This is a genomic window from Variovorax sp. HW608 (assembly GCF_900090195.1).
Lineage (GTDB): Bacteria > Pseudomonadota > Gammaproteobacteria > Burkholderiales > Burkholderiaceae_C > Variovorax.
On record NZ_LT607803.1, the window covers coordinates 1,295,539 to 1,321,256 of the forward strand.

The following is a 25,718-nucleotide window of genomic DNA, read 5'->3' on the forward strand; positions in this document are numbered from 1 at the left end:
ACTTGGGTTGTGGACTCATTGGCACACACGCACACATCCGACGACCGTTCAGTCCATGTTTTCGGCAGTCAAGATCTCGACTCGCGGCTGCACCACGCTCAGTGCCCCGCGCACGTTCTCGCACAGGGCGCGCAGGACGCGCGCCGCGGTCAACACGCAGTAATGGATGTCCTGATGCAGCACGTACGACAGGCCGCCGCTGCTGAGCAGCGCGCGATGCTCGTCGGTGAGGTCGTGCGCAATGGCGCCGACCCGGCCCACGAGCCCGAGCCCTGACAGCGCCTGGACCACGCCTGCACTGGCGCTGCCCACGTTGTAGATGCCGCAGACGCGATCGAGCTCGACCTCGCTCGTGAGGAAGCGCGTGAGCGCGTCCGCGGCGCCGGCGTCGTCGGCCGGCAGGTCGGGCGTGCGCACCATGCGCAGCTCGGGGAATCGCTCCTCGAGCACCTGCGCGAAGCCGATGCGGCGCTCGATCTCGCCCGAGATGCGCGTGGCCTGTGAAGACAGCAGCAGCACGTCCCGGACGCCGGCCTGCGCCATGCGTGCGAGCAGCAGCCCGGCGGTGCGCCCGGCGGCACGGTTGTCGGCGCCGATGTGGGTCTCCCGCATGGACCCCGCGACATCGGAGAAGAAGGTGACGACGTGGACGCCGCTGCGCGCGAGTTCGTTGATCGCGAGCTTGATGGGCGGCAGATCGGGCGCGAGCAGGGCGATGCCCTGGCAGTCGCGCAGCTTGGACAGTTCGTCGGCGAACGCGGCCGGATCGCTGGCGTCGATGCGCAGGGTGATTTCCGTGATGTGCTGATGGCGGAAGTCACCCGCGGACTGCGCGACCTGCCGCTCGATGAGCGCCAGGTGCGGGAACTCCGCGGCCGGCAGCACGTAGGCGAAGCGGAAGTTCTCGCCCTTGCGAGGGCGGCCGGGCTGGGGCGGGGCCCCCATTTCCCTGACCACCTGCATCACCCGCTCGACGGTCTCCGCGTTGACGCCGGGCCGGCGGTTCAGCACCCGGTCGACCGTCGCAGTGCCAACGCCTGCGATGCGGGCAATCTCGGAGATGGTGGGTACGGCAGCCATGCGGAGGTGTTCGTTGATGTGCTAAGACTAGACACATCGATAAATAAATCAATCAGTAGTAACGAGCACCGGCCGGCCGTACGTCCGAGGCCCTCACGGGCCGCCATGGCGCGCAACTTGCATCGCGCCTTGGACACATCCGCCGCATCATGACTGCCACGTTCATCAAGGCTGCAGAGGTCTGGTTGCCGAGCCCTGACGGCACGCTGCTCGAATTCGGGAGCGGCGCATTCGGCGACGCACGGCGCTTTGCGGCCATCAGCCGCGAGATGTGTTTCGGCCGCGGAGAAGGGCTGCCGGGCCGCGCCTGGGACGAGGGCAGGCCGGTTCTTCTGCCCCGGTTCGAAGGCTCGAACTTCCGCCGCAATTCGGCGGCCCACGCGGCCGGCCTGAGCTGCGCCGTCGCGCTGCCGATCTTCGTGCACGACAGCCTCACATCGGTGCTCGTGATCTTCTGCGGCCATGAGGCCGCGACGGCCGGTTGCCTCGAGCTCTGGCATCACGATGCGCGCATCACCAGCGACATGACACTCGTCGATGGCGCCTACGGCCCCGACGGAGTGGCCTTCGAAGCGGCCTCGCGCGAGACCTACCTGCCGCGCGGCGTCGGCCTGCCGGGGCTCGCATGGCAGCGCGGCGAAGCGGTATTCCTGGACAACCTGCCCGCGAGCCCGCGCCATTTCCTGCGCGCACGAGAGGCGGCCGACGCCGGCCTGCTGCGGGGCCTGGCGATCCCGGCCAGTTCCAGGCTGGAGGACAGCCACGTCGTGACCATCCTGGCGGGCGCGGCCCTGCCGCTCGCACACCGCATCGAACGCTGGGTTCCCGATTCGGCCGGCGGCCTGCTGCGGCGCGCCTTCGCCTTCAGCGAACTGCACGGGGGTTTCTCGCACACCGAGGCCTCGGTGGGGCTGTCGGCGCCGACGGGATCGATCGCCAGGGCCTGGCTCACCGGAACGCCGGCGATCAACGACTTTCCGGCGTCCGAGCCCGGCGCGCCCGCCGCGGCCGCGACCACCATCGGCGCCCGGGCCCTGCTGGCCTTGCCGGTCGTGTGGGAGGGCGAGGTGGTCGAGGTGGTGGCGCTGTACCTCTAGCACGCAAGCCGCGGGACGCAACCAAACGTCAGGCGCCCGCAGGCAGCGTGGCGGTCAACTCAATGCCTAACGCCCTCATCACGGCCAGAGTGGTCTTCAAGGTCGGATTGCCGTTCTCGCTGAACGAGCGGTAGAGCTGCTCGCGGGACAAGCCGGTTTGGCTGGCGATCTGCGCCATGCCTCTTGCCCGGGCCACCACGCCCAACGCATGCGCGATGTAGCCCACATCATTCGTGTGGAATGCTTCGGCCATGAAGGTCGCGACCGCTTCATCGGTCGTGAGATCCTCGGCGGGATCGTAGGTCGTCAGTTTTTCAGCCATTTCATTCGCTCCATTCCTCGGCCAGACGTTGGGCCGTCTTGATGTCCTTCGCTTGCGAACCCTTGTCGCCGCCGCACAGCAGGACGATGATCGTGTTCCCGCGGCGTTGAAAGTAGACGCGGTAACCGGGCCCATGGTGGATGCGCAACTCGCTGACGCCATGCCCTACCGGCTCTGCGTCTCCAGCATGTCCGAACGCAAGTCGGTCGATTCGGGAAGCAATCAAGGCGCGTGCTCTTGTGTCCTTCAGCCGTCTTCGCCATCTCAGAAAAGTCTCGGTCTGCTTGATCTCGATCATCGGAGGCAATTGTCGTTTCTAAACTACACACTTTGCAAGACTCCACGGTGAATGCGCAGAGTTCAGCCGGCGTCGCCATTCGCGCTGCGAGCCAGGATCCGCCGCTGGGCCAAGGCACTACGAGATGCCGGCCGCGACATCCCGGTTGCCCTGGGCATTGTTCGGCCACGAAGGAGAGTGACCCGCGCGAGGGCGCCGCCAACCGAAGGAAGAACACCATGAACATCAACACCGCCGCAATTGACGACGCCGTCCTGGCGTTGCTCCACTTGACTTTGCGCGACTACAACCGCGCTTGGAAGGGCTTCGACTGGGACGTTCTCAACCGGTTGCATGCACGGGGGCTTATCGGCGATCCGGTCAACAAGGCGAAATCCGTGGCACTCACCGAGGATGGCTTGCGCGAATCCGAACGCCTCTTCAAGCAGTTCTTCCTCGTGTCCGACAAATGAAATACGCGAGTCTTCACGGCGGTGATCCGCGAACCGCTTCACTTACAGTCAAGGCTGGGCAGCAGGTTGATCGCACGCGTTGCTGCCGGCACGAGCGGAATTGCAGTCAGCGGATTGACAGCCACCTTCGGACGAGACCATGAACTCGCAGCAACTTGACATCTTCGATGACAGCCGCGACACGGTGTTGTGCAACGACGTCGCGGTCGCCCTCGAGCGGCGCGACCCCGTCGGCGCCAGAGCGGCCTGGGCCACATTCGCCGAAGAATTCCCGGACCACGAATCCCTGACGCCGCTTTCCGTGCTCGTCGAGGCGCTCGACCAGCGCGCGGCTGCACCGTTTGAGGATCACGAGTCGCTGCGCGATGCGCGTCTTGCTTTGTGCGATGTGATCGAACCGGCAGCACTGCGCATATTCGGGGCGCGCGCGGGTTCGACGTGGCTCGTCTCGTCGTGGCGCGAGTTGGCGCAGCGGGCCACGCCGCTTCCATTTCGCCCAGACCGCAGTGATGACCACGCGGCTGCGCTGTGGCTGCGCGCCGGCGACTGGGCTGCAGCCAACGAGGCCGTGGCGCGTATCGAATCATGGCGCCGAATCCCGGCCCCGCTGGCATGGATGGCGGAGGCGCGCTACCGCATGCACGATCTCGACGATGCGTGGGGCCTGCTTGCCGAACTCGCCTGGCTGTCATGCGAGCGGTTCGACCAGTTGACCAGGCGGCTCGCCGACCCCTTGCTGGAAAGACTGCGCAGGCATTTCGATTCGACGTTCGAGGGTCATGGCGACCTGCGAGACCTGGCCTGGTTTCCCGCCTGGGTCCTCACGGAAAAGCCCGCCTTGTCGCGCCAGTTGAGCCAGGCGCAGCGCGCCCTCCATACAGAGCCCGAGCAGGCGATGAGACTTCTGCTGGAGCTGCTCGGCCTGGAACGGCAGGGCCGGCACCATGACGTGGTCGCGCGACGCAAGGCGCTGCGCGATACCCATCCGTCGCTGTATGCGGCCTATATGAAGTCACGGTGAGCGCGTGCGCGCTCAGTCGGTGTCCTGCGCAGGTCGCCCAGTCTCAGACCCCAGAGCGCGAAGCAAGGACCTCGTCGAGCGCCGCCGCGACGCCGGCGGACTCGATCCGGCGCAGCCAATGGACCACGCGCGGCGCCCAGCGCTCGTCGTCCGCGCAGCCGGCGGGCCAGATGGAGGCCACCGACAGCAGCGCGCGAACAGTGCCCTCGGCATCGCCCGCATGCTGGCGGGCCAGCGCCTGGAGCGCGTCGGCCTGCGGGTCCGACATGCCGTAGGCGCGCCCGGCTTCGTCTTCGCCGCGCAGGTAGCGCATCCAGGCGGCGCACGCCAGCGCCAGCGGCTCCACCTCGCGTCCCGCGGCCAGCGCAGCGCGCAGCGCCGGGCCCCAGCGCAGGGGAATCTTCAGGGAGCTGTCGCTCGCGATCTGGTGCACGCGGTGATGCAGGTGCGGATTGGCGAAGCGCGCGAGCAGCGCGTCGCGGTACGCGGGCAGGCCGGGCCGGGTCAGGCTCGGCATGGCCACATGCGTCATGAATGCGTGCACGAAGCGCCGCACCCCGGGCAAGGCCATGCCATCGGCCACCGTGGCCCAGCCCTGCACCGCGCCGACCATGGCCAGCGCGGTATGGCTGCCGTTGAGCATGCGCAGCTTGGCGTCCTCGAAGGGCTTGACGTCCTCCACCACGGTCACGCCGGCCTGCGCCAGCAATTCGGCGTCCGACGGCTCGGCCATGCGCCGCTCGATCACCCATTCCCAGAAGGCCTCCGTGCTGAGCGCGCCGCGGTCCTCCACCCCCAGCGCCGACGCGGCAGCGTCGTACTGCGCCTGGGTGGCGGCGGGAACGATGCGGTCGACCATGCTGTTCGGGAATGCGCATAGCGCCTCGATCCAGGCGGCCAGCGCGGGGTCTCGCGCCGCGGCATCCGACAGGCACAGCGCCTGCAGCTTGCGGCCGTTGTCCGAGAGGTTGTCGCACGAAGCCACGGTGACGCCGGGCAGGCCTGCCTCTTTGCGCCGCGCGAGGCCATCCACGATCAATGCGGCAAGGTCCGGCGTGTAGCCCTTCTCGGTCACCGTCAAGGTGATCCAGCGCGCCGCCGGCGCCGCGATGGCGTCGACGACCTGCTGCCGCTCGCGCGCGGCGACGCAGGTGCGCAGCAGGGCGCCCGGTATCTCCCAGCGCACCGAGCCGGCATCCGCGATCTGCACTGAATAGAGCCCGTGCTGCGCACTCAGGTCGTCCGCGAGCTGCGTGCTGCGCATGGCCACGCCGACCACGCCCCAGCGCGGATCGCCGCCCGCAATCAGGCGCTCGTAGACCAGCGCCTGATGCGCGCGGTGAAAGGCGCCCAGCCCCAGATGCACCACCCCGGGCCGGGCGCCGCTGCGCGCCTGATCTGGTAAGACCACCTTGGCGCCCGAATCGAGTGCGGACGCAGGCAGAGTGCTGAGGAGACGGGATGCAAGACGGGGCAGGGACATGGTGGGAGACGCGCGCGGTAATGGAAAAGTAGGGGGAGATGCGGATTAGATCGCCGGACCGACCAATCCCTATTCTGGTAAACCACTATGGGCCTAACGGCACACCAATCGAATAATTGGTCCAACCACTTTTCGATCATGAACCTCAAGCTCATTCCCGGCAACGCCCAGGCCGAAGGCCCTTCCAAGGTCGGGGAGCGCTCGTACCTGCGCCTGGCGGCGGCAATCATGGAGCTCATCCGCCACGGCGAGATCAAGCCCGGCGAACGCCTTCCCGCCGAGCGCGTGCTGGCCGAGCGCTTCGACGTCAGCCGCACCGCGGTGCGCGAGGCCACGATCTCGCTCGAGATCCAGGGCGTGGTCGAAGTGCGCGGCGGCTCCGGCGTGTACGTCACGCAGACGCTGGCCCGGAGCCCGGTCGTCTCCCCCTTCATGTCGGCCTCCGAGCCGGGCCCCTTCGAGCTGCTGCGGGCACGCTGCCTGATCGAATCGGAGATCGCCGGCCAGGCCGCGCAAGTGCGCAAGGACTCGGACCTCGACCGCATCTTCTCGGCCCTCACCGAGATGCACGAGCAGATGGACAACAAGGAGGCCAATGCCGAGGCCGACCGCCTGTTCCATGTGCGCATCGCCGAAGCCACCGGCAACAGCGTGCTGATGCAGATGGTCACCGCGCTCTGGGCCCAGGCGCGCGGCCCGATCTGGACCAAGATCGAGCACCACTTCCATACGCCGGAGCTGCGCCTGGCCTCGCATGCGGACCACCAGCGCATCTTCAACGCCCTGCTCGCGCGCGACGCGGAGGGTTCGCGTGCCGCCATGCGCGCGCACATCGAGCGCGTGATCGGCGAATTTGCCCAGGCCTGGCGCTGAACGCGCCGGCCACCAGAGCCATCATTCCAACAGGAGACAAGCCCGTGCCATCCACTGCCCTGCCCCAGCGCGCCGCCATGCGCCGCGCTCTTGCCTGCGCCACCCTGGCACTCGCAGGCCTTGCACCCCTTCTTGCCACGGCGCAGACACCACCGGCGCAAGGCGTGAGCCCGCGCATCGACGCGATCCGCAAGTCGGGCGAGTTGCGCGTGGGCGTGCTGCAGAACGCCCCGTGGCTGCTGGAGAACACCAGCGGCAGCGGCGAGCCCTGGAGCGGCCCGGTCTGGCTGCTGGCGAACGAATACGCGCGCCTGCTCGGCGTGAAGCTGCGCACGGTGCCGGTGTCGCACGAGACCAAGGTGCCCGTGCTGGCGGCCAACCAGGTCGACATGACGATCAGCCCGCTCGGCGAAACGCCGGAGCGGCTCAAGGTGGTGGACTTCGTCCTCTATTCGAGCACCAGCGTCTGCATGTTCGGGCGCGCCGACAACCCGCGCTTTTCCAAGGCGGCGTCGGTCGACGACCTGAACAATCCCGACGTGACCATCGCCTACTTCACCGGCGGCGCCGAGGAGAACTGGGTCAAGGAGCGCTTTCCGAAGGCGCGCCTGCGCGCGGTGGCCAGTTCGGGCGCCACCGCCCCGGTCGAGGAAGTCATGGCCCGCCGCGCCGACGCCGCCCCGATCAACCGCGTGCCATGGGTCGGCCTGCAGCGCAAGGTCAAGGGCCTCGCGGTCCTGCCGCAAGCCGACAACTGCCAGCACAGCACCGAGAAGGCGTCGCCGGTCGGCCTGGCGGTCGACAAGAACCAGGGGCCGTACCTCGACTGGCTGCGCGCGGTCGCGAAGACCATGCAGCCCAAGCTCGACGCCGAAGAGGCGCGCGTGATCCAGGCGCAGCAGCCCTGACGGGCCTGCTCCCCTCCAACACAAGCCAGGCAACGCCGCCGCGGCGGCGCCAAGGCATGACTCGCCCTCCACTTTTTCCACAAGAGAGACACCCGTGAAGACACTCGCCAACACCACCCTGCGCGCCATCCTCTCGGCCGCTCTTGCGTTCGCCGCCACCGCGGCCATCGCGCAGACGCCCCCAGCCCCAGGCGCCAGTGCGCGCGTCGATGCCATTCGCAAGGCCGGCGTGCTGCGCGTGGGCGTGGTCAACAACCCGCCCTGGCTGTCGCAGAACACGACCGGTGAGGGCGAGCCGTGGTCGGGCCCCTCGTGGACGCTGGGCAAGGAGTTCGCCAAGCTCTTGGGCGTGAAGGTCGAGCCGGTGCTCGTCAGCCACGAAACCAAGGTGCCGGCGCTGGTGGCCAACCAGATGGACATCATGATCGGCCCGCTGAACGAGACGGCCGAGCGCGCCAAGATCATCGACTTCGTGACCTTCTCCAACACCGGCGTGTGCATGTTCGGCCGCGCCAACAACCCGAAGTTCACGGCCGTCAAGTCGCTCGAGGACTTCAACAAGCCGGACATGACGCTCGCCTACTTCTCCGGCGCCGGCGAGGAGCCGCTGATGAAGCAGACCTTCCCCAATGCCAAGCTGCGCGGCGTGACCAACTCCGGGTCGGTGGCGCCGATCGAGGAGGTCATGGCGGGCCGCTCCGATGCCGCACCCCTCAACCGCATGCTCTGGCCCAACATCAGCAAGAAGGTCAAGGGCCTGGCGGTATTCCCTTCCGAGAACGACTGCCAGGACAGCAGGATCTTCCAGCTCGACACCGGCATGGGCGTGGCCAAGGACCAGAAGGTCTACCTGGACTGGCTGCGCGCCGTCGCGCAGCGCATGCAGCCCGCGCTGGCGCAGGAAGAGCGCGAAGCCACCAAGAACCTCAAGTAGTCCTCCTCATGCTCAACTGTGCCATCCACGCTGCGCGCGACCTGCGCGTGGACGATCTCGCGCCCGAAGCGATCTCGCCGACGCAGGTCCGCGTGGCGGTCAAGGCCGTCGGCATCTGCGGCTCCGACCTGCACTATTTCCAGCACGGCCGCGTCGGCGACTTCGTGATCCGCGCACCGCTCACGCCGGGCCACGAGGCCTCCGGCCAGGTGCTGGAAGTGGGCGCGCAGGTGACGCACGTCAAGCCCGGCGACCGCGTGGCGCTGGACCCCGCGCGCACCTGCGGCAGCTGCCGCTTCTGCCGCATGGGCGCTTCCAACCACTGCGAGAACGTGCACTTCTTCGGCAGCGCGAGCCGCTGGCCGCACATGCAGGGCGCGATGCGCGAGCAGGTCGTGGTCGAGGGCTTCCAATGCGTGCCGGTGCCTGCCGACCTGCCCTTCGAGATCGCCGCTTTCGGCGAGCCGCTGGCGGTGGCGCTGCACGCGGTGCATGCCGCAGGCTCGCTGCTGGGCAAGACCGTGATGGTGGTGGGCGCAGGACCGATCGGTGCGCTCACTCTGATGGCCGCCAGGCTGGCCGGCGCCAGCCGGCTGATCGCGGTGGACATCGTGGACCACACGCTCGCCGCATGCGCGCAGGTGGGCGCGACCGAGACCGTCAACATCGCGACCGACCCGCAAGGCCTGGACGCGCTCGCCGCGGGCAGGGGCCAGGTCGACGTGAGCTTCGAGGCGGCCGGCCACTACAGCGCGCTCGCCAACTGCATCCGCGTCACGCGCCCTCGCGGCACGGTGGTGCAGATCGGCACGCTCAGTGGCAGCAGCGAGGGATGCCCCTTCAACCAGATCATGGTCAAGAGCCTGTCCTACGTGGGCACCTTCCGCTTCGTGGACGAGTACGCCTGGTCGGTGGACTACCTCGCGCGCGGCGTGGTGGATGTCTCTCCCCTGCTCACCGCAGCCGTGCCGGTGGCGAGGGTGCACGAGGCCTTCGAACTCGCGGCCGACCGCCATCGCGCGATGAAGGTCATGGTGACCTTCTAAGAGGACGACATGGACTTCGACTTCTCCCCGATCGCCGAGAACTGGCGCTTCTTCGTGAGCGGCCTGGGCGTGACGGTCGCGCTGAGCATCGTCAGCGCGATCACCAGCATGCTGGCCGGACTCTTCATCGCGCTGCTTCGCCTGTACGGGCCGCAGTGGCTGCGCCCGCTGCTGGTGTTCTACATCGACACCATGCGCGCCATCCCGGTGCTGGTGGTGCTGGTGTGGATGTACTTCGCCTTCCCCATCCTGGTGGGCGTCACGCTGCCGCCCTTCTGGGCCGCGCTGGTGGCGTTGACCTTGCACATCGCCGCCTATGCGGCCGAGGTGATGCGCGCGGGCATCGAGTCGGTGCGGCCGGGCCAGACGCGCGCCGCGCTGGCGCTGGGCATGTCGCGCGCCCAGCTGCTGCGCAAAGTGGTGCTGCCGCAGGCCACCATCCGGATGCTGCCGGCCTTCGGCTCCATCCTCACGATGGCGATCAAGGACACCGCCATCGCGACCGTGATCGCGGTGCCCGAGCTGATGCACAGCGCCGAAACCATCGCCGGCCAGAGCTACCGGCCGGTGGAGGTCTACACCGCCGTCATGGCCGCCTTCTTCTGCATCCTGTTCCCCGTGACCCGCGGCGTCGACCGGCTGTACCAGCGCGTGGCCCACCTGGGCCGTTCCTGAAATGACACCCACCCCCGATAGCGCCTACGGCGCCCCCCTCAAGGGGGCGATACCAGTGGCCCGGCAAAGCCGGTTCCACGGTATCCCTGGACTTGGGCTGCGCCGGTTTCGTGCGCTGCGGGTGGCGCGCAGCGCCATGGATAACTGAGAGGAGGGGACGAAATGCAATTCGACTGGTCCGTCGTCTGGACACACCGCGACGCACTTCTGAATGGCGCCGCGCTGACCGTGGCACTCACGGTCGTCACCATGCTGCTGGCCGTGCCGGGCGGCATCGTGCTGGCGCTCATGCGCCTGTCGACCAACCCGGTGCTGAGCCGTCTGTCGCTGGCCTTCGTGGAGTTCTTCCGCAACCTGCCGCTGATCCTGGTCATCTACTGGGTGTTCTACGTCATGCCCATGGCGGCCGACGTGCAGTTCTCGCCGCTCACCACCGCTCTCGTGGCGCTGGTGTGCAACGTGTCGGCCTACAACGCCGAGACCTTCCGCGCCGGCATCAACTCGATCCGCAAGGGCCAGATGGAAGCGGCCCTCGCCATGGGCATGTCGCGCCGGCAGGCGATGTTCAAGGTGGTGATCCCGCAGGCGGCGCGCCGCATCCTGCCGGTGATCGCGAGCACCTGGATCTCGCTGTTCAAGGACACGTCGCTGGTCTCGGTGATCGCGGTCGGCGAACTGGCCTACAGCGCCATGCAGGTCCGCGCGCAGACCTTCCGCGTGCTGGAAATGCTCACCGCGATGGCCGCCATCTACTGGCTGATGGGCTACCCGCAAGCCAAGCTGGTGGACTGGATCCACCGCCGTTATGGAGTCAAGGAATGAACCAATCCGTTGCCGTCGCCGCCGCCGAAGTGGCCCGCAAGAACGCCGACCAGCCGCCGGTGCTGGTGTACGAGAAGGTGCGCAAGCTCTACGGCGAATTCGTCGCCCTTCAAGGCGTGTCGCTGCAGGTGCACAAGGGCGAGGTCATGTGCCTCATCGGCCCCTCGGGCTCGGGTAAGTCCACGCTCCTGCGCTGCACCAATGCGCTCGAGACGATCGACGGCGGCCGCGTCCTGGTCGACGGCGTGCCGCTGCCCACGCGCGAATCCGAGGTGCGGCAGGTGCGCCGCCGCATGGGGATGGTGTTCCAGAGCTTCGAGCTGTTCCCGCACAAGTCGGCGCTCGACAACGTGGCGATGGGTCCGATCACCGTGCTCGGCATGCCCGAGGACGAGGCGCGCCGGCGCGCCCAGGCGCTGCTGGAGAAGGTGGGCCTCGGAAGCAAGGCCGGCAACTACCCGGCCAATCTCTCGGGCGGGCAGCAGCAGCGCGTGGCCATCGCGCGCGCACTGGCGATGGAGCCCGAAGTGATGCTGTTCGACGAGCCCACCTCCGCGCTCGATCCCGAGACCGTCGGCGAAGTGCTCAGCGTGATGCAGAAGCTCGCGCAGGAAGGCATGACCATGATCGTCGTCACGCACGAGATGGGCTTCGCGCGCCGCGTGGCCGACTGGGTGGTGGTGTTCGAGTCGGGCGCCATCATCGAAGAGGGACCGCCCTCGCAGATCTTCGAAAACCCCACGGTCGAGCGCACCCGCGACTTCCTGGGCCATCTCGGCTGGAACGGCTGAACACATCCTCCCCCCACACGGAATCTCCATGAAGATCACCAACGCCCGCGTCATCGTCTGCAGCCCCGGCCGCAACTTCGTGACCCTCAAGATCGAGACCGACGAAGGCCTGACCGGCATCGGCGATGCCACGCTGAACGGCCGCGAGCTCTCGGTCGCGTCCTATCTCACCGACCATGTCATTCCCTGCCTGGTCGGACGCGACGCCCACCAGATCGAGGACATCTGGCAGTTTCTCTACAAGGGCGCCTACTGGCGGCGCGGTCCGGTCACGATGAGCGCCATTGCCGCGGTCGACACCGCGCTGTGGGACATCAAGGCCAAGGCCGCGGGCCTGCCGCTCTACCAGCTGCTGGGCGGCAAGAGTCGCACCGGCGTGATGGTCTACGGGCATGCCAACGGCAGCGACATCGAGCACACCGTGGACGAAGTGCTGCGCTACGCCGACGCCGGCTACAAGGCGATCCGCGCGCAAAGCGGCGTGCCGGGCCTCGAGAAGGTCTATGGCGTGGGCAAGGGCACGCTGTTCTACGAGCCTGCCGATGCGGACCTGCCTTCCGAGCACGACTGGTCGACCGAGAAATACCTGCGGCACACGCCCAAGCTCTTCGAGCGCATCCGCGAGAAGCTGGGCTTCGAGCACCACCTGCTGCACGACGTGCATCACCGGCTGACGCCGATCGAGGCCGGGCGCCTCGGCAAGGACCTGGAGCCCTTCCGCCTCTTCTGGATGGAGGACGCGACGCCGGCCGAGAACCAGGACTCTTTTCGCCTGATCCGGCAGCACACCACGACACCGCTGGCGGTCGGCGAGATCTTCAACAGCATCTGGGACTGCAAGGGCCTGATCGAGAACCAGCTCATCGACTACATCCGCACGACGGTGGTCCATGCAGGCGGCATCACGCAATTGCGCCGGATCGCGGACCTGGCCTCGCTCTACCAGGTTCGAACCGGCTGCCACGGCGCGACCGACCTGTCCCCGGCGTGCATGGGGGCCGCCCTGCACTTCGACCTCTGGGTGCCGAACTTCGGCATCCAGGAGTACATGCGCCACACCGACGAGACCGACGCGGTGTTCCCGCATGCCTACACCTTCCAGGACGGCATGCTGTACCCGGGCGACGTGCCCGGCCACGGCGTGGACATCGACGAAGCCCTGGCGGCCAAGTACCCCTACAAGCGCGCCTACCTGCCGGTCAACCGCCTGCAGCACGACGGCACGCTGTGGAATTGGTGAGCTAGCTCACTCTGGCCGGATGTCGGCGGCCTTGGCGACGCCCTTCCAGCGCTCGATCTCGGTCGAGATGAAGCGGGCGAACTCGTCGGGCTTCATCGGCGCGGGCTCCGCGCCCTCCTTGATGAAGAAGGCCAGCATCTCGCTCGACTGGATGTGCTTGTTGATCTCGGCGTTGAGCTTGTCGACCACCGCCTGCGGCGTTCCGGCGGGCGCGAGCACGCCCCACCACAGGTCGAGCGCGCTGCCCTTGTAGCCTGACTCCTCCAGCGACGCGAGTTCCGGCGCGACCGGCGAGCGCGCCGCGGTCGTGACCGCGAGCGCCCGCGCCTTGCCGCCGCGCACCTGCGCGAGGATCGACGGCGCGCTCGCCACCAGCACGTCGATCTGCCCGCCGAGCAGGTCGGTGGTCGCCGGGCCCATGCCCTTGTAGGGCACATGGGTCATCCTGATGCCGGCCGCGCCGGCGAAGAGCTCGGTCGCGAAGTGGTTGATGCTGCCCGCGCCCGAGGTGCCGTAGTTCAGCTTGCCGGGATGGGCCTTGGCCCCGGCCACCAGCTCCTGGATGGTCTTGTAGGGCGAGTCCTTATTGACCGTCACGAGCAGCGGCCCCTTGGCCAGCATCGCGACCGGCTTGAAGTCCTTGACCGCGTCGTAGTTGAGGTTGGTGCGAATCGCCGCGCCGGTGGTGAAGGTGGACGACAGCACCACCAGCGTGTAGCCGTCCGCGGGCGCGCGCGCGACCGTCGCGTTCGCGATCACGCCGCCACCCGCGGGCTTGTTGTCGATCACGACCGGCTGGCCCAGCGAGTCCGAGAGGCGCTTGCCGATCGCACGCGCGAACACGTCGTTGGAGCCGCCCGCCACGCTGCCCACCACGATCGTGATCGGCTTGCTCGGGTAGGCGTCGCCCTGCGCGAAGGCAGGCGCTTGCAGCGCGAGCACGGCGAAGGCGGCGACGGCAGCGGTCGCGGCGGCCCGGCGCCGAAGAGTGGGCAATGGACGGGGCATGTTTGTCTCCGAGAGGGTTCTGGCGCCGATCCTAAGAACACCGACAGGCCTCTTCGACGATCTTTTGTTATTCGATTCCCAAGTTTTTCTTGTGCTCGGAACCGCCCGCCGGAGGCACACTGGGGTCCCCAGGAGAGCACCATGCGACTGCCCAGCGACGCCCGCGGCGTCTACCCCATCGCCCCGACACCGTTCCTCGACGACGGCCGCATCGACACCGCATCGATCGACCGCCTGACGGACTTCTACCTGCAGTGCGGCGCCACCGGCATCACCGTGCTCGGCCAGCTCGGCGAGGCGCCCAAGCTCGAGCACCAGGAAAGCATCGCGGTCGCGCGCCAGATGATCCTGCGCGCCAGCGGGCTGCCGGTGGTGGTCGGCGTCTCGGCGCCGGGCTTCGCGGCCATGCGCGCGCTGACGCACGAAGTGATGGCGCACGGCGCGGCCGGCGTCATGATCGCGCCGCCCAACACCCTGCGCACCGACGACCAGATCGTCGGCTATTACCGGCAGGCGGTCGAGGCCATCGGCGCCGACGTTCCTTTCGTGCTGCAGGACTACCCGCTGACCTTCTCGGTCCAGATGACGCCCGGCGTGATCCGCCGCATCGCGAGCGAGCTGCCCTCGTGCGCGATGCTCAAGCACGAGGACTGGCCCGGGCTCGAGAAGATCTCGGCGCTGCGCGCCTTCGAGCGCGAAGGAACGATGCGCCACCTGCCGATCCTGTGCGGCAACAACGGCCTCTTCCTCGACTACGAGATGGAGCGCGGCGCCGACGGCGCGAACACCGGCTACGCCTTCCCCGACATGCTGTGCGACGTGGTGCGGCTGTCGGCGGCCGGCCAGCGCGAGGAGGCGCACGACCTCTTCGACGCCCACCTGCCGCTGCTGCGCTACGAGCAGCAGCCCGGTGTCGGGCTGGCCGTGCGCAAGTACGTGCTGCAGCGCCGCGGGCTGCTGTCCTCGGCGGCGCAGCGCAAGCCCGCGGCAATCCTCACGCCGGCCGCGCGCGCCGAGGTCGACCATCTGCTGGGCCGGCTCGCGCGCCACGATCCGCGGGCCAGGCTGTCATGAGAAGCAAGCTCTTCGTGCCGGGATCGCGCCCCGAGCTGTTTGCGAAAGCAGCCGCGAGCGAGGCCGACGGCATCTGCCTGGACCTGGAGGACGCCGTGGTCGAGGCGCGCAAGGCCGAGGCGCGCGCCGCGGTGCGCGCCTTCCTGCAGCAAGGCGGCAGCGCGGGCGGCAAGACATGGATCGTGCGCGTGAACGGCCTCGAGACACCGCACTTCGCGCTCGATGTCGCGGCCGTCGCACGACCGGGCCTTCACGTGATCAACCTGCCCAAGCCGGAAACCCCCGATGCGGTGCGCGCCGCCGCCGAGGCGCTGGCGCGCGCCGAGCGCGACAACGGCGTCGAGGCGCCGATCGCCCTCCTGCTCAACATCGAGACGCCGAAGGCGCTGCGCAACGCGGCCGCGCTCGCGGCCGCGCATCCGCGCGTGGTCGGCCTGCAACTCGGGCTCGGCGACCTGTTCGAGCCGCTTGGCATCGACCGCCGCGAAAGCGCCGCGGTGCAGCAGGCGCTGTTCGCGCTGCGCATGGCGGCCGGCGAAGCAGGCGTGTACGCCTACGACAGCGCCTTCGCGAACGTGCGCGATGCCCAAGGCTTCCGCGAGGAAGCCGCGCTCTCGCGGCGCATGGGCTTTCTCGGCAAGAGCTGCATCCATCCGAGCCAGGTCGCACTCGCGAACGAAGCGTTCCGGCCGACCGACGCCGAGATCGCGCATGCGCTCGAGGTGGTGGTGGCGGCCGACGCGGCGACGGCCGGCGGCGTCGGTGCCTACATGGTCGGCGGACGCATGATCGATGCGCCGTTCGAGGCGCGCGCGCGAGCCATCGTCGCGAGCGCGCGGCGGCTGGGGCTGGTGTCATGAACGAGCGGACGACTCGCAACGGTGCCGCGGCCGGCCCGCTCGCGGGGCTGCGCGTGCTCGACCTCAGCGCCTACATCGCCGGGCCCTACGGCTGCTCGCTGCTCGCGGACCAGGGGGCCGAGGTCATCAAGATCGAGCCGCCCGCGGGCGACAACCTGCGCAAGTACCCCTCGACGCTCGAAGCCGAGAGCCGCGCCTTCCTCGGCGTGAACCGCAGCAAGCTCGGCGTGGTGCTCGACCTCAAGCGGCCCGCGGACCTCGAGGCGCTGCGCGCGCTCGTGCGCGGGGCCGACGTGCTGGTGCACAACTTCCGGCCGAGCGTGCCGGCCCGTCTCGGCATCGGCTACGAATCGCTGAAGGCGATCAACCCGCGGCTCATCTACTGCACCGTCACGGGCTATGGCGAATCCGGCCCGCTCAAGGACAAGGCCGGGTACGACCAGGTGCTGCAGACCATGACCGGCATGTGCACGATGCAGGCGCAGCCGGGCCAGCCGCCGCAGATCCTCTACGGCTCCGTGGTCGACTACTACGCCGCGGCGCTGGTGGCGGCCGGCGTGGCCTCGGCGCTCTACGAGCGCGAGAAGAGCGGCCTCGGCCAGCAGGTCGGCGTGTCGCTGATGCGCTCCGCACTCGCGATGCAATCGGCGCGCATGGTGTGGGCCGAGGGCGAGCCGCGCGAGGTCGGCCGCGACATGCGCTCGGGCGGCATCACGGGCATCCATCCGACGCGCGAGGGCCATCTCTACATCTCGGCCAACACGCCGCACTTCTGGCGTGCGCTGTGCGAGAAGACCGGCCTGCAGGCGCTGCTCTCGGAGCGCTACGACAGCGTGCGCAAGCGCGCGCTGCACGACGAGGAGATCGTGCCGCTGCTGCATGCCGCGCTGGCCGCGCACAGCGCGCTCGAATGGGAGCGCATCTTCGGCGAGGAAGTGCCGTGCGCCGCGGCGCGCGCGGTCGAGGACATGTTCGACTTTCCGCAGACGAAGGCCGAGGACATGATCGCGACCATCGCGCATCCGACGCTCGGCACTTACCGCGGCTTCACGCGCGCGGTCACCTTCGGCCGCACGCCGGGCCCCGAGCCTTTCGCGGCGCCCACGCTCGGCCAGCACAACGCGAGGCTGGGCCTCGCGGCGTCCGTGCACGGCGCCGACGACACCGAGGGCGCGCCCTGATGGACACCATCGATGGCGCCGTGGCGCCACAGCCTTCGATCCCTCACACCCGCGGTACGGCGAAGCCAGACATCGCGCTGCCCCCAAGGGCCTGCGACTGCCACATCCACATCTACGACAGGCGCTTTGCGTCCATCGGCGACCCGGGGCGCGTGCTCGCGCAAGCGACGGCGAGCGACTACCGCCGCCTGCAGGCGCGGCTCGGCACGCGCCGCACCGTGGTCGTGACCCCCACGGTCTACGGCACCGACAACGCCGTGACGCTCGATGCGATCCGGCAACTCGGCAGGGCGGATGCGCGCGGCGTCGCGGTGCTCCACCCGGAGGTCGACGACGCCACCTTGCGCCTGCTCGACGAAGGCGGCGTGCGCGGCATCCGCTTCACGCTCTTCGACCCGGCGACGGCAGTGACGCGCTTCGACATGGTGGCGCCGCTCGCGCGGCGCATCGAGCCGCTCGGCTGGCATGTGCAATTGCATTGGCGCGCGGACCAGATCGCCGCGCATGCCGAGCTGCTCGACCGGCTCCCGTGCCCGATCGTGTTCGACCACCTCGCGCGGATGCCCCATCCCGAGGGCGCGGCGCACCCGGCCTTCGACGTGGTGCGCCGCCTGCTCGATCGCGGCCGCACCTGGGTCAAGTTGTCGGCCCCCTATCTCGACGACGTGGCCGGCGCCGAGGACAGCCGCGCGCGCGTGGCCGCGGCGCTGTGTGCGCACGCACCCGAGCGCCTCGTCTGGGGCAGCGACTGGCCGCACCCGACAGAGAAGACCGAAAAGCCCGACGACGCCGCGCTGCTCGACCGCATCCTCGGCTGGCTCGGCGACGCCTCGCTGCGGCAGCGCGTGCTGGTCGACAACCCGCAGGCGCTCTACGGCTTCTGATGGCGCCGTCGCACCGCGATCTCGAACGCCTCGAGCACGGCCTGCACGCGCCGGCTCTCGGCATCGGCAGGCCGGCAGACCATCGCGATGTGGCGCACCGGCGCCTCCTTGCCGAGGGCGATCTGCTGCAGCGGATAGGCCTGCAGCACCTCCTGCCGCAGCGCCGGCACGACCGAGACGCCGAGCCCGGCCGACACCATCGCGGCGACCGCGTCGGTGCCCGGCAGGTCGAAGGTGCAGCGCGTGCGCGGCGCGATGCGGTTGACGTACTGGGCCGCGATGTGGCCGCCGGTGGTCACGCGGTCCAGCCGGATCCAGTTGTGCCGCCGCAGCATCTCGACCGGCGAGCCGCGTCGCGCATGGGGCGGCGCGATCATCACGAAGGTCTCGGCCGCCAGGGGGAACCAGTGGAGCCGGCTCGACCCGCCGGACTTCGGCCGCACCAGCACGGCGGTGTCGAGGCGCCCGGCCTTGACGTCGCCCAGCAACGCCGCGGAAAGGCCGCGCGTGATCTCGAACTCCAGCGCGGGCGCGCGCTCGCGCAGCACCTGCATCGCGACCGGCAGCAGGCTCACCTGGGCCGATTCGATGGTGCCCAGGCGAATGCGCCCGGAGACCACCGCGTCCTCGCGCTGGCGCAGCGCCTTGAGCGCATCGAGCGTCTGCTGCATGGTGCCCGCGACCTCGGCCGCGAAGGCCGTGGGCCGCACCTGGCGCGCCGAGCGGTCGAACAGGGGCTGGCCGAAGTAGGCCTCGAGCTGCTGCATCTGCAGGCTCACGGCGCTGGCCGTGAGGTTCACCTCCTTCGCCGCCGCCGCGAAGGAGCCGTGCCGCAGCACCGCGATCAGGGTCTGGAGAAACTGGAGCTTCATGCGTCGTTCTTGGCCTCGCGGGCGAGCCTCCCATTCTGCAGAAGTTCCTGTTGGCAACGAAATCGAGTCAGAGTAGGAATGTCAGTCACCCAACACCCCCTCCACAGATCCGTACGTGCGGAGCTACCGCATACGGCTCCTGCCTTGGGTCATGACGATCAGACGCTGGTGCGGGTAGGGGTGGCAGATGTTCGGGACAGGCAGCCAGTGCGCCATCAAGCGATACATGCGTCGCCAAGGCAGGTCGTGGCTCTGGCTGCGGCGGCACAGCGTGCGATGCCACAGCCCGACGACCTGATGGCGGAATGTCCTCAGCCGCGCGCCGTTGCACGGCACGCCGAAGTAGCGCGCATGCCCAGTCACCACCGCCCGCAGGTACTGGCCCTGCTCCGGGATGGGTTGGTGCATGCGCCTTCTGAGTTCGAGCTTGATCACCTGCAGCTTGGCTCGCAGGCGTTTGGCACTGGTGAGTCGCAGGACCATGAACTTGCCCTTTCGGGTCGTCCCGCAGCAATGCGTGAACCCCAGGAAGTCGAAGGTCTGCGGCTTGCCTTGTCCCTTGCGGCGTCGGTTCTCGTGGGCGAAGCGCCCGAACTCGATCAGCCGCGTCTTCTCGGGATGCAGCTTCAACCCGAACTGGCCCAGCCGCTCGGCCACCGCGCGCTGGAAGCGCTCGGCGTCATCACGGAACTGGAACCCCGCAACCCAATCGTCGGCGTAGCGCACGACGATCACGTCACCCCGGGCATGGCGCCCCCTCCACTGCTTCACCCACAGGTCCAACGCATAGTGCAGGTAGATGTTGGCCAGCAGCGGACTGATGCTCCCGCCCTGAACCGTCCCCAACTCACCTTGCGTGAGCCTGCCGTCCTCCAGCACGCCCGCGTGCAGCCATTTCTTGATCAGCCGCACCACGCGCGTGTCAGCCACGCGATGTTCGATGAACTTCACCAGCCAGTCCCTTTCGATCGTGTCGAAGAACTTGGCGATGTCCGCATCGAGTATCCAGTTCACCTTCCTTGCGCCCACACCCACCGCCACGGCATCCAGCGCGTTGTGCGCGCTGCGCCCGGGCCTGAAGCCGTAGCTGAACCCGAGGAAGTCCTGCTCGTAGATGGCGTTCAACACTTCGACCGTGGCACGCTGGACGAGCTTGTCCTCCAGCGCCGGCACGCCCAGCGGGCGCTTGCTGCCGTCGGCCTTGTCGATGTACACCCTCTTCACAGGCTGGGGCCGGTAGCCCCCTCGGGCCAGCCGCTCGGACAACTCCAGGAGATTGCCCTCCAGGTCCTGTCCGTACGTCTGCCAGGTCTGGCCGTCCACCCCGGCGGCCGCGTCGCGCTTGAGCGCGAGGTAAGCCGCCCGCAGGCGTTCGACCGCGTAGATGTGATGCAGCAGTCCCGTGAACCTCGCATCACGACGGCCCTTTGCCGTCTGTCGTATGCCATCGAGCGCGGTTCCCATGTCATAGACCCGCACCGATCTGCGGGACATGCGCGCCGCGATGGCATTTCCCTTGGCCTGCCGCCTTCCCTCCACCACCTCCGCCGCCGCAGGAGCTTCCCCCGCAGCCTTGTTCGGCAGCTTCTTCGGTACTACGCAGCAGTCCGACTTCCCGCGCCTGTGGCTCATCGTCGTACGCCCTTGGGCTTCACGATGCGCTCTGCAGCCAGCGCTTCCCAGCGCTGCGCAGAAGGACGCGGGATCTCCCGGTTCCCGAACAAAGTGCTTGCGTGCGTGCTCGGGGTCTTTGACCGCGCGGGGTCCGCCTCTGCCTCGCCAATGCGGCAGCGACGGTGTGACCTTCGGCATTCTCCTACTGCCTCGGCACCCCGGACCACCCGCAGCTGTCGCCACGGGGCATGTATTACGCGGCTCGATACCCGGCCCGCTCGTCCCCCTATCAACGCTTCGCCCACACCCTCGCGGATGTGCACGCATGACTCGGGGCCGCCGTAGCTGGCTAAGCCTTCAACGTATGAAACTTTCATTCACAACACTTTGCCGGTTTTGACCGGCGCACAGGAGACAAACATGATCCGGAGCGATTTTTCGCCCTCGCGCCGCCGGCTCTTGCTCGGCGGCGCGGCACTCGCCGCGCTGCCTGCCGCGGCCCAGACGACGCCCTATCCGTCGAAGCCGATCCGCATCGTCGTTCCGTACGCGGCGGGCGGCGGCGCCGATGCCAATGCACGGCTGCTCGCGCAACCGATGTCGGCGCTCCTGGGCCAGCCGATCGTGGTCGAGAACCGGCCCGGCGCGAGCGGCGTCATTGCGGCCACGGCGGTGCTGCAGGCGCCGGCCGACGGCTACACGGTGCTCTTCGACGCCTTTCCCTATGCGGTCAACGCGGTGCTGCGCAAGCTCCCCTTCGATCCGCTCAAGGACCTGGTGCCGGTGTCGCAGGCGATCAACATGCCCAACATCCTGGTCGTGCCGAGCTCGGCGCCCTACAAGACCTTCAAGGAGTTCATCGACTACGCGCGCGCCAATCCGGGCAAGCTGAGCTATGCGTCCTACGGCGCCGGCGGCTCGGCGCACCTCGCGGCCGAGATGCTCAAGCGCGACGCCGGCATCGAGTGGCTGCACGTGCCGTACAAGGGTGGCGCGCCGGCCATCACCGACCTGCTCGCAGGCCAGGTCTCGGCCTACTTCGCGAACCCGGTATCGGGCCTGAGCTACGTGCAGTCGGGCCGACTCCGTGCGCTCGCGACCACGGGGGCGCGGCGCATGGAGGCGCTGCCGCAGGTGCCGACCGTGATGGAGAGCGGCTTCAGGAATTTCGAGGTCGTCGAATGGAACGGTTTCTTCGTGCCTGCCGGGACGCCGCCGGCCGTGATCGAGCGCCTGTCGGCCGCGGTGCGCGAAACCACGCATCAGCCCGAGATTCGCCAGCGGCTGCTGTCGATGGGCATCGAGCCGGTCGGCAACACGCCGAGGGAATTCGGCGCCTTCCTGCAGTCGCAGATCGCGCGCTGGGCCGCGCTGGTCCAGAGCAACGGCATCACGGTCGATTGAAGAGAAGACGCGCGGCCGCGTCTTGCGCGCCACACCACGCCCCCGTGATAACCCGCGAAACGGCCGATTGGCGAACCAGCGCGTTCGAATATCGAGCATATTCGGAGCCCCACCGGCGCGTCGTCTTGAGTTTCTCCGATACAAAGCGGGCCGGCTCGTCGTCATAGCTAGAAGATCGCTGAGGAGACAGACTCATGGACGGATTCCATTTCATGCGCGCGATCACTGCCGCAGTGATCGCGGCCACGGGAGCGCTGGCACAGGCCCAGGACATCAAGATCGCGAACATCGTCGAACTCTCGGGCGCAGGGGCGACCTCGGGCACGATGTTCAAGAACGGCGTGGAAATGGCCATCAAGGAGATCAACGCCTCCGGTGGCATCCTCGGCAAGAGGATCAGCTACACCACGGAAGACACGCAGTCCAACCCGGGCGTCGCCAAGGGTCTGACGCAGAAGGCCGTCGACAACGAGGTGTTCGCGATCTACGGCCCGGTGTTCTCGGGCTCGATCCTCGTGTCCATGGCCGAGAGCAGGCGTGGCGAGACGCCCAACTTCACCGGCGGCGAAGCGGCAGCGATCACCCAGCAGGGCAATCCCTATGTGTTCCGCACCTCGTTCGGCCAGAGCGTCGCCTTCCCGAAGATCGCGCGCTACATCAATGCCAAGTCGAAGAAGCTCGCAGTCATCTATGTGAACAACGACTTCGGCAAGGGCGGACAGACGGCCCTCAAGCAACTGCTTGCGAACTCGCCGACGCAGATCGTGGCCGAGATCTCCACCGATTCGGGCCAGGTCGACTTCTCCGCCGCCGTGATCCAGGCCAAGCAATCGGGTGCCGATGCGCTGTTCGCCTATACCAACGAGGAAGAGTCCGCCCGGCTGCTGCGCGAATTGCGCAAGCAGGGATGGAACAAGCCCATGATCGGTGAAACGGTGCTGACCAGCGCGAAGGTGGTCGAGCTGGCCGGAGAAGCCGCCAATGGCGCCGTGGCGCATGTCGGGCTGACGGTGGATGCGCCGCAACTGCAGGACTTCGGCAAGCGCTTCCAGGCCCAGTACAACACCGTGTCCGATCACAACGGGGTGAAGGGCTACACCGGCGTCTACCTGCTCAAGGCCGGGATCGAGAAGGCCGGAAAGCTCGATCGCAAGGCGGTCGCCGCAGCGCTGCACAACAGCTGCTTCAGCGCCAAGCAGTACCCGGGCATCCTGATGGACGTCTGCTTCGACGACAAGGGCGACCTCGACCGCGAAAGCTTCATGACCGAGATCCGCGGCGGCAAGACGGTCGTCGTCGAGACGCTCCCGCCGCTGAACGCGAAGAAGTAACCGGCCCGCGTGGGGCCAATTGACCTGGAGTTCCGATTGTCTGATGCACGTTTCATCCTGGCCGGCGTCATGGGCTGGCCGGTGGCACACACCCGCTCGCCTGCCATCCACAACCACTGGATCGCCCACTACGGTCTCAAGGGCGCCTATGTGCAGTTGCCCGTGAAGCCGGAGCAGCTCGAAGCCGCGTTGCGCGGGCTGCCGGCGCTCGGATTCGCGGGCTGCAACGTCACCGTGCCGCACAAGGTCAACTCCATGAAGCTCATGGATGAACTCGATCCGGTCGCGCGGCGCATGGCGGCCATCAACACCATCGTCGTGATGCCCGACGGACGGCTCAAGGGCTTCAACAACGACGGCGCCGGCTACATCCAGAGCCTGCGCGACGCCCAGCCCGACTGGCGCGGCGACGCGGGCCCGGCGCTGGTGCTCGGCGCAGGCGGAGCGGCGCGGGCCATCGCGGTGGCGCTGCTCGATCAGGGGGTGCCCGAACTGCGGATCACCAATCGCACGCAGGAGCGCGCCGAAGCGCTCGCGAACGAGTTCGGCGAGCGCGTCAAGGTGGTGCCCTGGTCCGAGCGCAACGCGGCGATGGCGGGCGTCAGCCTGCTGGTGAACACCACGACGCAAGGCATGCACGGGCAGCCGCCGCTCGATGTGTCGCTCGATGAACTGCCCCGCCATGCGCTGGTTTCCGACGCCATCTACATCCCGCTCGAGACGCCGTTGCTGGCGCAGGCCAAGGCGCGCGGTCACGTCGCCGTGAACGGGCTCGGCATGCTCTTGAACCAGGCGCGGCCGGCGTTCCACGCGTGGTTCGGCGTGCTGCCCGAAATCACCCCCGAACTTCGCGCGGCCGTCCAGGCGACGTTCTAGCGACACCCCCGGAGGAACGGCTGCATGCCGCAGGCATGCGGCCTGGGAAATGCCGATGGCGTTGACGTCGACAATACTTCCATTATGATGGAACTATGGAAGAACAAGATGTCGTCCGCTCGCTCGCCGCACTCGCGCAAGGCGCTCGCCTGCAGGTGTTCCGCGCCCTGGTCATCACGGGTCCGCGGGGCATGACCCCTGGCGTGATGGCCGAAGGCTCCGGCATCCCGGCCAACACCTTGTCCTTCCACCTCAAGGAGCTGCTGAACGCGGGCCTCGTCACGCAGGAACGCCAAGGCCGCAACCTCATCTACCGCGCCTCGTTCGAGCACATGAACGCGCTCTTGGGCTATCTCACCGAGAACTGCTGCCAGGGCGAGGCCTGCTGCCTCGATGCCTCCCAAGGTAGCTGCTGCTGAGATTCACCATGGCTGACTCCAGACCGATCAATGTCCTGTTCCTGTGCACCCACAACTCGGCGCGCAGCATCCTGGCCGAAGCCATGCTGAACCAGCTGGGCCAAGGACGATTCGAGGCGTTCTCCGCCGGCAGCAGCCCGCGCAAGAACCAGGAGCCCAATCCGCTGGCGCTCGAGGTGCTGCGCAATGCCGGCGTCTCGACGCAAGGGCTTCGCAGCAAGAGCTGGGACGAGTTCGCGGGGCCCGACGCGCCGCACATGGACCTGGTCATCACGGTCTGCGACAACGCCGCCGGCGAGGTCTGCCCGTACTGGCCCGGCCACCCTGCCACCGCGCATTGGGGATACGCGGACCCGTCGGAGGCAGCGGGAACCGCCGAGCAGAAACTGGAGGCCTTCCGGCAGACGCTTCACGCGATCCGGCGCAGACTGGAGCTCCTGGTCAACCTGCCGCTGGCCGGCGTGGATCAGCTCCTCTTGCAGACGCAGGCGCGCGAACTGGCCGGCAAGCCATGACCGTTTGGCGGAAAGCGCTGGCCGAGTTGCTGGGCACGGCCGGCCTCCTGTGTGCGGTCGTCGGCTCGGGCATCATGGCGGAGCGCCTGGCCGGCGGCAACGTCGCCATGGCCTTGCTGGCCAATACGCTGGCCACCGTGTTTGCGCTCTACGTCCTCATCGAAGTCTTTGCGCCCCTGAGCGGCGCGCACTTCAATCCCGCCGTCAGCGCCGTGATGGCGCTGCGCCGCGAACTGCCGCTATCCGACCTGGCCATCTACATCGGAGCGCAACTGCTTGGAGCCATGCTGGGCGCCTGGCTGGCCAACGCCATGTTCGACCTCAACATCTTCCAGTGGAGCAGCAAGCTTCGGGCTGGCCAAGGCCAATGGCTGGCGGAGGTCGTTGCTACGGCAGGCCTGGTGCTCGTCATCCTGCGCTCGCCCGCGGGCAAGGCGCCGGCTCTGGTGGCCTGCTACATCGGCGCGGCGTACTGGTTCACGGCCAGCACATCCTTCGCCAATCCCGCGGCAGTGTTCGGCCGCATGTTCAGCGATAGCTTCGCCGGCATTTCGCCATCGAGCGCCCTGGGTTTCACGGCTGCCGAGCTGCTCGGCGCCGGACTCGGCGCGGCGGTCCACAGGTTCATTCGCTGAAGG

General features: G+C 68.2%; 28 protein-coding genes. 21 read left to right on the forward strand and 7 right to left on the reverse strand.

What is annotated here, in order from left to right; genetic code table 11:
* Positions 1 to 48: 48 nt before the first annotated feature.
* Positions 49 to 1,080, reverse strand: a complete 1,032-nt coding sequence (locus VAR608DRAFT_RS05920) for a LacI family DNA-binding transcriptional regulator (RefSeq protein WP_088953209.1) — start codon at positions 1,078 to 1,080, stop codon at positions 49 to 51.
* Positions 1,081 to 1,229: 149 nt separating this feature from the next.
* On the opposite strand from VAR608DRAFT_RS05920, the gene VAR608DRAFT_RS05925 reads away from it, so the two are divergent.
* Positions 1,230 to 2,177, forward strand: coding sequence for a GAF domain-containing protein (locus tag VAR608DRAFT_RS05925; protein ID WP_088953210.1), 948 nt, complete (start codon positions 1,230 to 1,232; stop codon positions 2,175 to 2,177).
* A 28-nt stretch (positions 2,178 to 2,205) separates the two neighbouring features.
* Here the strand turns inward: VAR608DRAFT_RS05925 and VAR608DRAFT_RS05930 are convergent, their stop codons facing one another.
* Both VAR608DRAFT_RS05930 and VAR608DRAFT_RS05935 read right to left on the reverse strand, forming a co-directional pair.
* Complete coding sequence (locus tag VAR608DRAFT_RS05930) at positions 2,206 to 2,499, reverse strand: addiction module antidote protein (RefSeq protein WP_088953211.1); 294 nt, start codon at positions 2,497 to 2,499, stop codon at positions 2,206 to 2,208.
* 1 nt (position 2,500) lies between these two features.
* Entirely contained in the window at positions 2,501 to 2,797 is a 297-nt protein-coding gene (locus VAR608DRAFT_RS05935) for a type II toxin-antitoxin system RelE/ParE family toxin (RefSeq protein WP_088953212.1), read from the reverse strand.
* 218 nt (positions 2,798 to 3,015) lie between these two features.
* On the opposite strand from VAR608DRAFT_RS05935, the gene VAR608DRAFT_RS05940 reads away from it, so the two are divergent.
* Together VAR608DRAFT_RS05940 and VAR608DRAFT_RS05945 are read left to right on the forward strand one after the other, a co-directional pair.
* Positions 3,016 to 3,249: a DUF6429 family protein gene (locus tag VAR608DRAFT_RS05940; RefSeq protein ID WP_088953213.1), complete on the forward strand. Its 234-nt coding sequence runs from the start codon at positions 3,016 to 3,018 to the stop codon at positions 3,247 to 3,249.
* Between the two features lie 139 nt (positions 3,250 to 3,388).
* Positions 3,389 to 4,270, forward strand: a complete 882-nt coding sequence (locus tag VAR608DRAFT_RS05945; RefSeq protein WP_088953214.1) for a hypothetical protein — start codon at positions 3,389 to 3,391, stop codon at positions 4,268 to 4,270.
* 43 nt (positions 4,271 to 4,313) lie between these two features.
* On the opposite strand, the gene VAR608DRAFT_RS05950 is transcribed toward VAR608DRAFT_RS05945, so the two are convergent.
* Positions 4,314 to 5,681 carry a mannitol dehydrogenase family protein gene (locus tag VAR608DRAFT_RS05950; RefSeq protein ID WP_231973274.1) on the reverse strand — a complete coding sequence of 456 codons (1,368 nt, stop codon included), beginning with the start codon at positions 5,679 to 5,681 and terminating at the stop codon, positions 4,314 to 4,316.
* 210 nt (positions 5,682 to 5,891) lie between these two features.
* On the opposite strand from VAR608DRAFT_RS05950, the gene VAR608DRAFT_RS05955 reads away from it, so the two are divergent.
* The 8 genes from VAR608DRAFT_RS05955 to manD all read left to right on the forward strand — a co-directional run bounded on the left by VAR608DRAFT_RS05955 (position 5,892) and on the right by manD (position 13,042).
* A complete protein-coding gene (locus VAR608DRAFT_RS05955) occupies positions 5,892 to 6,626 on the forward strand; it encodes a FadR/GntR family transcriptional regulator (RefSeq protein WP_088953216.1) in 735 nt (244 codons plus the stop codon).
* A gap of 77 nt (positions 6,627 to 6,703) precedes the next feature.
* Positions 6,704 to 7,534: a substrate-binding periplasmic protein gene (locus tag VAR608DRAFT_RS05960; RefSeq protein WP_088958639.1), complete on the forward strand. Its 831-nt coding sequence runs from the start codon at positions 6,704 to 6,706 to the stop codon at positions 7,532 to 7,534.
* 118 nt (positions 7,535 to 7,652) lie between these two features.
* Positions 7,653 to 8,468, forward strand: coding sequence for a substrate-binding periplasmic protein (locus tag VAR608DRAFT_RS05965; RefSeq protein ID WP_231973654.1), 816 nt, complete (start codon positions 7,653 to 7,655; stop codon positions 8,466 to 8,468).
* Between the two features lie 8 nt (positions 8,469 to 8,476).
* Positions 8,477 to 9,514 carry an L-idonate 5-dehydrogenase gene (locus VAR608DRAFT_RS05970; protein WP_088953218.1) on the forward strand — a complete coding sequence of 346 codons (1,038 nt, stop codon included), beginning with the start codon at positions 8,477 to 8,479 and terminating at the stop codon, positions 9,512 to 9,514.
* 9 nt (positions 9,515 to 9,523) lie between these two features.
* Entirely contained in the window at positions 9,524 to 10,189 is a 666-nt protein-coding gene (locus tag VAR608DRAFT_RS05975) for an amino acid ABC transporter permease (protein WP_088953219.1), read from the forward strand.
* 162 nt (positions 10,190 to 10,351) lie between these two features.
* On the forward strand, positions 10,352 to 11,011 hold the full coding sequence (locus tag VAR608DRAFT_RS05980) for an amino acid ABC transporter permease (protein ID WP_088953220.1): 660 nt from the start codon (positions 10,352 to 10,354) through the stop codon (positions 11,009 to 11,011).
* Between the two features lie 59 nt (positions 11,012 to 11,070).
* Positions 11,071 to 11,802 carry an amino acid ABC transporter ATP-binding protein gene (locus VAR608DRAFT_RS05985; RefSeq protein ID WP_172843960.1) on the forward strand — a complete coding sequence of 244 codons (732 nt, stop codon included), beginning with the start codon at positions 11,071 to 11,073 and terminating at the stop codon, positions 11,800 to 11,802.
* 28 nt (positions 11,803 to 11,830) lie between these two features.
* On the forward strand, positions 11,831 to 13,042 hold the full coding sequence (gene manD / locus VAR608DRAFT_RS05990; protein ID WP_088953222.1) for a D-mannonate dehydratase ManD: 1,212 nt from the start codon (positions 11,831 to 11,833) through the stop codon (positions 13,040 to 13,042).
* A gap of 6 nt (positions 13,043 to 13,048) precedes the next feature.
* Here manD and VAR608DRAFT_RS05995 read toward each other — a convergent pair whose 3' ends face one another.
* Positions 13,049 to 14,050, reverse strand: coding sequence for a tripartite tricarboxylate transporter substrate binding protein (locus tag VAR608DRAFT_RS05995; protein ID WP_088953223.1), 1,002 nt, complete (start codon positions 14,048 to 14,050; stop codon positions 13,049 to 13,051).
* A gap of 141 nt (positions 14,051 to 14,191) precedes the next feature.
* Between VAR608DRAFT_RS05995 and VAR608DRAFT_RS06000 the strand changes: the two genes are divergently transcribed.
* From VAR608DRAFT_RS06000 to VAR608DRAFT_RS06015, 4 genes are read left to right on the forward strand one after another with little or no spacing between them, the layout of a single operon-like run.
* A complete protein-coding gene (locus tag VAR608DRAFT_RS06000) occupies positions 14,192 to 15,124 on the forward strand; it encodes a dihydrodipicolinate synthase family protein (RefSeq protein ID WP_088953224.1) in 933 nt (310 codons plus the stop codon).
* Positions 15,121 to 15,984 (forward strand): HpcH/HpaI aldolase/citrate lyase family protein, encoded by an 864-nt coding sequence (locus VAR608DRAFT_RS06005; RefSeq protein WP_088953225.1) that lies wholly within the window; start codon positions 15,121 to 15,123, stop codon positions 15,982 to 15,984. The genes VAR608DRAFT_RS06000 and VAR608DRAFT_RS06005 overlap by 4 nt, the downstream gene beginning before the upstream one ends.
* Positions 15,981 to 17,165 (forward strand): CoA transferase, encoded by a 1,185-nt coding sequence (locus VAR608DRAFT_RS06010; RefSeq protein WP_088953226.1) that lies wholly within the window; start codon positions 15,981 to 15,983, stop codon positions 17,163 to 17,165. Before VAR608DRAFT_RS06005 ends, VAR608DRAFT_RS06010 begins: the two co-directional genes overlap by 4 nt.
* On the forward strand, positions 17,165 to 18,049 hold the full coding sequence (locus VAR608DRAFT_RS06015) for an amidohydrolase family protein (RefSeq protein ID WP_088953227.1): 885 nt from the start codon (positions 17,165 to 17,167) through the stop codon (positions 18,047 to 18,049). Before VAR608DRAFT_RS06010 ends, VAR608DRAFT_RS06015 begins: the two co-directional genes overlap by 1 nt.
* On the opposite strand, the gene VAR608DRAFT_RS06020 is transcribed toward VAR608DRAFT_RS06015, so the two are convergent.
* The gene (locus VAR608DRAFT_RS06020; RefSeq protein WP_088953228.1) at positions 18,037 to 18,921 is read right to left on the reverse strand and encodes a LysR family transcriptional regulator; all 885 of its coding nucleotides are present in this window, start codon (positions 18,919 to 18,921) and stop codon (positions 18,037 to 18,039) included. The genes VAR608DRAFT_RS06015 and VAR608DRAFT_RS06020 overlap by 13 nt on opposite strands.
* A 123-nt stretch (positions 18,922 to 19,044) precedes the next feature.
* Positions 19,045 to 20,553, reverse strand: a complete 1,509-nt coding sequence (ltrA, locus tag VAR608DRAFT_RS06025; protein WP_231972940.1) for a group II intron reverse transcriptase/maturase — start codon at positions 20,551 to 20,553, stop codon at positions 19,045 to 19,047.
* Positions 20,554 to 20,955: 402 nt separating this feature from the next.
* On the opposite strand from ltrA, the gene VAR608DRAFT_RS06030 reads away from it, so the two are divergent.
* The 6 genes from VAR608DRAFT_RS06030 (at position 20,956) to VAR608DRAFT_RS06055 (ending at position 25,715) form a co-directional block, all read left to right on the forward strand.
* Positions 20,956 to 21,939, forward strand: a complete 984-nt coding sequence (locus tag VAR608DRAFT_RS06030) for a tripartite tricarboxylate transporter substrate binding protein (protein WP_088953229.1) — start codon at positions 20,956 to 20,958, stop codon at positions 21,937 to 21,939.
* Between the two features lie 194 nt (positions 21,940 to 22,133).
* Positions 22,134 to 23,270: an ABC transporter substrate-binding protein gene (locus VAR608DRAFT_RS06035; RefSeq protein WP_443082918.1), complete on the forward strand. Its 1,137-nt coding sequence runs from the start codon at positions 22,134 to 22,136 to the stop codon at positions 23,268 to 23,270.
* Between the two features lie 36 nt (positions 23,271 to 23,306).
* Complete coding sequence (locus tag VAR608DRAFT_RS06040; protein ID WP_088953230.1) at positions 23,307 to 24,146, forward strand: shikimate dehydrogenase; 840 nt, start codon at positions 23,307 to 23,309, stop codon at positions 24,144 to 24,146.
* A gap of 95 nt (positions 24,147 to 24,241) precedes the next feature.
* Positions 24,242 to 24,565 carry an ArsR/SmtB family transcription factor gene (locus tag VAR608DRAFT_RS06045; protein WP_088953231.1) on the forward strand — a complete coding sequence of 108 codons (324 nt, stop codon included), beginning with the start codon at positions 24,242 to 24,244 and terminating at the stop codon, positions 24,563 to 24,565.
* Positions 24,566 to 24,573: 8 nt separating this feature from the next.
* The gene (locus VAR608DRAFT_RS06050; RefSeq protein WP_088953232.1) at positions 24,574 to 25,080 is read left to right on the forward strand and encodes an arsenate reductase ArsC; all 507 of its coding nucleotides are present in this window, start codon (positions 24,574 to 24,576) and stop codon (positions 25,078 to 25,080) included.
* The gene (locus VAR608DRAFT_RS06055; protein WP_088953233.1) at positions 25,077 to 25,715 is read left to right on the forward strand and encodes an aquaporin; all 639 of its coding nucleotides are present in this window, start codon (positions 25,077 to 25,079) and stop codon (positions 25,713 to 25,715) included. Before VAR608DRAFT_RS06050 ends, VAR608DRAFT_RS06055 begins: the two co-directional genes overlap by 4 nt.
* Positions 25,716 to 25,718 lie beyond the last annotated feature (3 nt).

Bases quoted from the DNA above. Each gene is read 5' to 3' on its own strand.
- VAR608DRAFT_RS05920 (WP_088953209.1), bottom strand. From the start codon at position 1,080: ATGGCTGCCGTACCCACCATCTCCGAGATTGCCCGCATCGCAGGCGTT.
- VAR608DRAFT_RS05925 (WP_088953210.1), top strand. From the start codon at position 1,230: ATGACTGCCACGTTCATCAAGGCTGCAGAGGTCTGGTTGCCGAGCCCT.
- VAR608DRAFT_RS05930 (WP_088953211.1), bottom strand. From the start codon at position 2,499: ATGGCTGAAAAACTGACGACCTACGATCCCGCCGAGGATCTCACGACC.
- VAR608DRAFT_RS05935 (WP_088953212.1), bottom strand. From the start codon at position 2,797: ATGATCGAGATCAAGCAGACCGAGACTTTTCTGAGATGGCGAAGACGG.
- VAR608DRAFT_RS05940 (WP_088953213.1), top strand. From the start codon at position 3,016: ATGAACATCAACACCGCCGCAATTGACGACGCCGTCCTGGCGTTGCTC.
- VAR608DRAFT_RS05945 (WP_088953214.1), top strand. From the start codon at position 3,389: ATGAACTCGCAGCAACTTGACATCTTCGATGACAGCCGCGACACGGTG.
- VAR608DRAFT_RS05955 (WP_088953216.1), top strand. From the start codon at position 5,892: ATGAACCTCAAGCTCATTCCCGGCAACGCCCAGGCCGAAGGCCCTTCC.
- VAR608DRAFT_RS05960 (WP_088958639.1), top strand. From the start codon at position 6,704: ATGCGCCGCGCTCTTGCCTGCGCCACCCTGGCACTCGCAGGCCTTGCA.
- VAR608DRAFT_RS05970 (WP_088953218.1), top strand. From the start codon at position 8,477: ATGCTCAACTGTGCCATCCACGCTGCGCGCGACCTGCGCGTGGACGAT.
- VAR608DRAFT_RS05975 (WP_088953219.1), top strand. From the start codon at position 9,524: ATGGACTTCGACTTCTCCCCGATCGCCGAGAACTGGCGCTTCTTCGTG.
- VAR608DRAFT_RS05980 (WP_088953220.1), top strand. From the start codon at position 10,352: ATGCAATTCGACTGGTCCGTCGTCTGGACACACCGCGACGCACTTCTG.
- manD (WP_088953222.1), top strand. From the start codon at position 11,831: ATGAAGATCACCAACGCCCGCGTCATCGTCTGCAGCCCCGGCCGCAAC.
- VAR608DRAFT_RS05995 (WP_088953223.1), bottom strand. From the start codon at position 14,050: ATGCCCCGTCCATTGCCCACTCTTCGGCGCCGGGCCGCCGCGACCGCT.
- VAR608DRAFT_RS06000 (WP_088953224.1), top strand. From the start codon at position 14,192: ATGCGACTGCCCAGCGACGCCCGCGGCGTCTACCCCATCGCCCCGACA.
- VAR608DRAFT_RS06005 (WP_088953225.1), top strand. From the start codon at position 15,121: ATGAGAAGCAAGCTCTTCGTGCCGGGATCGCGCCCCGAGCTGTTTGCG.
- VAR608DRAFT_RS06010 (WP_088953226.1), top strand. From the start codon at position 15,981: ATGAACGAGCGGACGACTCGCAACGGTGCCGCGGCCGGCCCGCTCGCG.
- VAR608DRAFT_RS06015 (WP_088953227.1), top strand. From the start codon at position 17,165: ATGGACACCATCGATGGCGCCGTGGCGCCACAGCCTTCGATCCCTCAC.
- VAR608DRAFT_RS06020 (WP_088953228.1), bottom strand. From the start codon at position 18,921: ATGAAGCTCCAGTTTCTCCAGACCCTGATCGCGGTGCTGCGGCACGGC.
- ltrA (WP_231972940.1), bottom strand. From the start codon at position 20,553: ATGAGCCACAGGCGCGGGAAGTCGGACTGCTGCGTAGTACCGAAGAAG.
- VAR608DRAFT_RS06030 (WP_088953229.1), top strand. From the start codon at position 20,956: ATGATCCGGAGCGATTTTTCGCCCTCGCGCCGCCGGCTCTTGCTCGGC.
- VAR608DRAFT_RS06035 (WP_443082918.1), top strand. From the start codon at position 22,134: ATGGACGGATTCCATTTCATGCGCGCGATCACTGCCGCAGTGATCGCG.
- VAR608DRAFT_RS06045 (WP_088953231.1), top strand. From the start codon at position 24,242: ATGGAAGAACAAGATGTCGTCCGCTCGCTCGCCGCACTCGCGCAAGGC.
- VAR608DRAFT_RS06050 (WP_088953232.1), top strand. From the start codon at position 24,574: ATGGCTGACTCCAGACCGATCAATGTCCTGTTCCTGTGCACCCACAAC.
- VAR608DRAFT_RS06055 (WP_088953233.1), top strand. From the start codon at position 25,077: ATGACCGTTTGGCGGAAAGCGCTGGCCGAGTTGCTGGGCACGGCCGGC.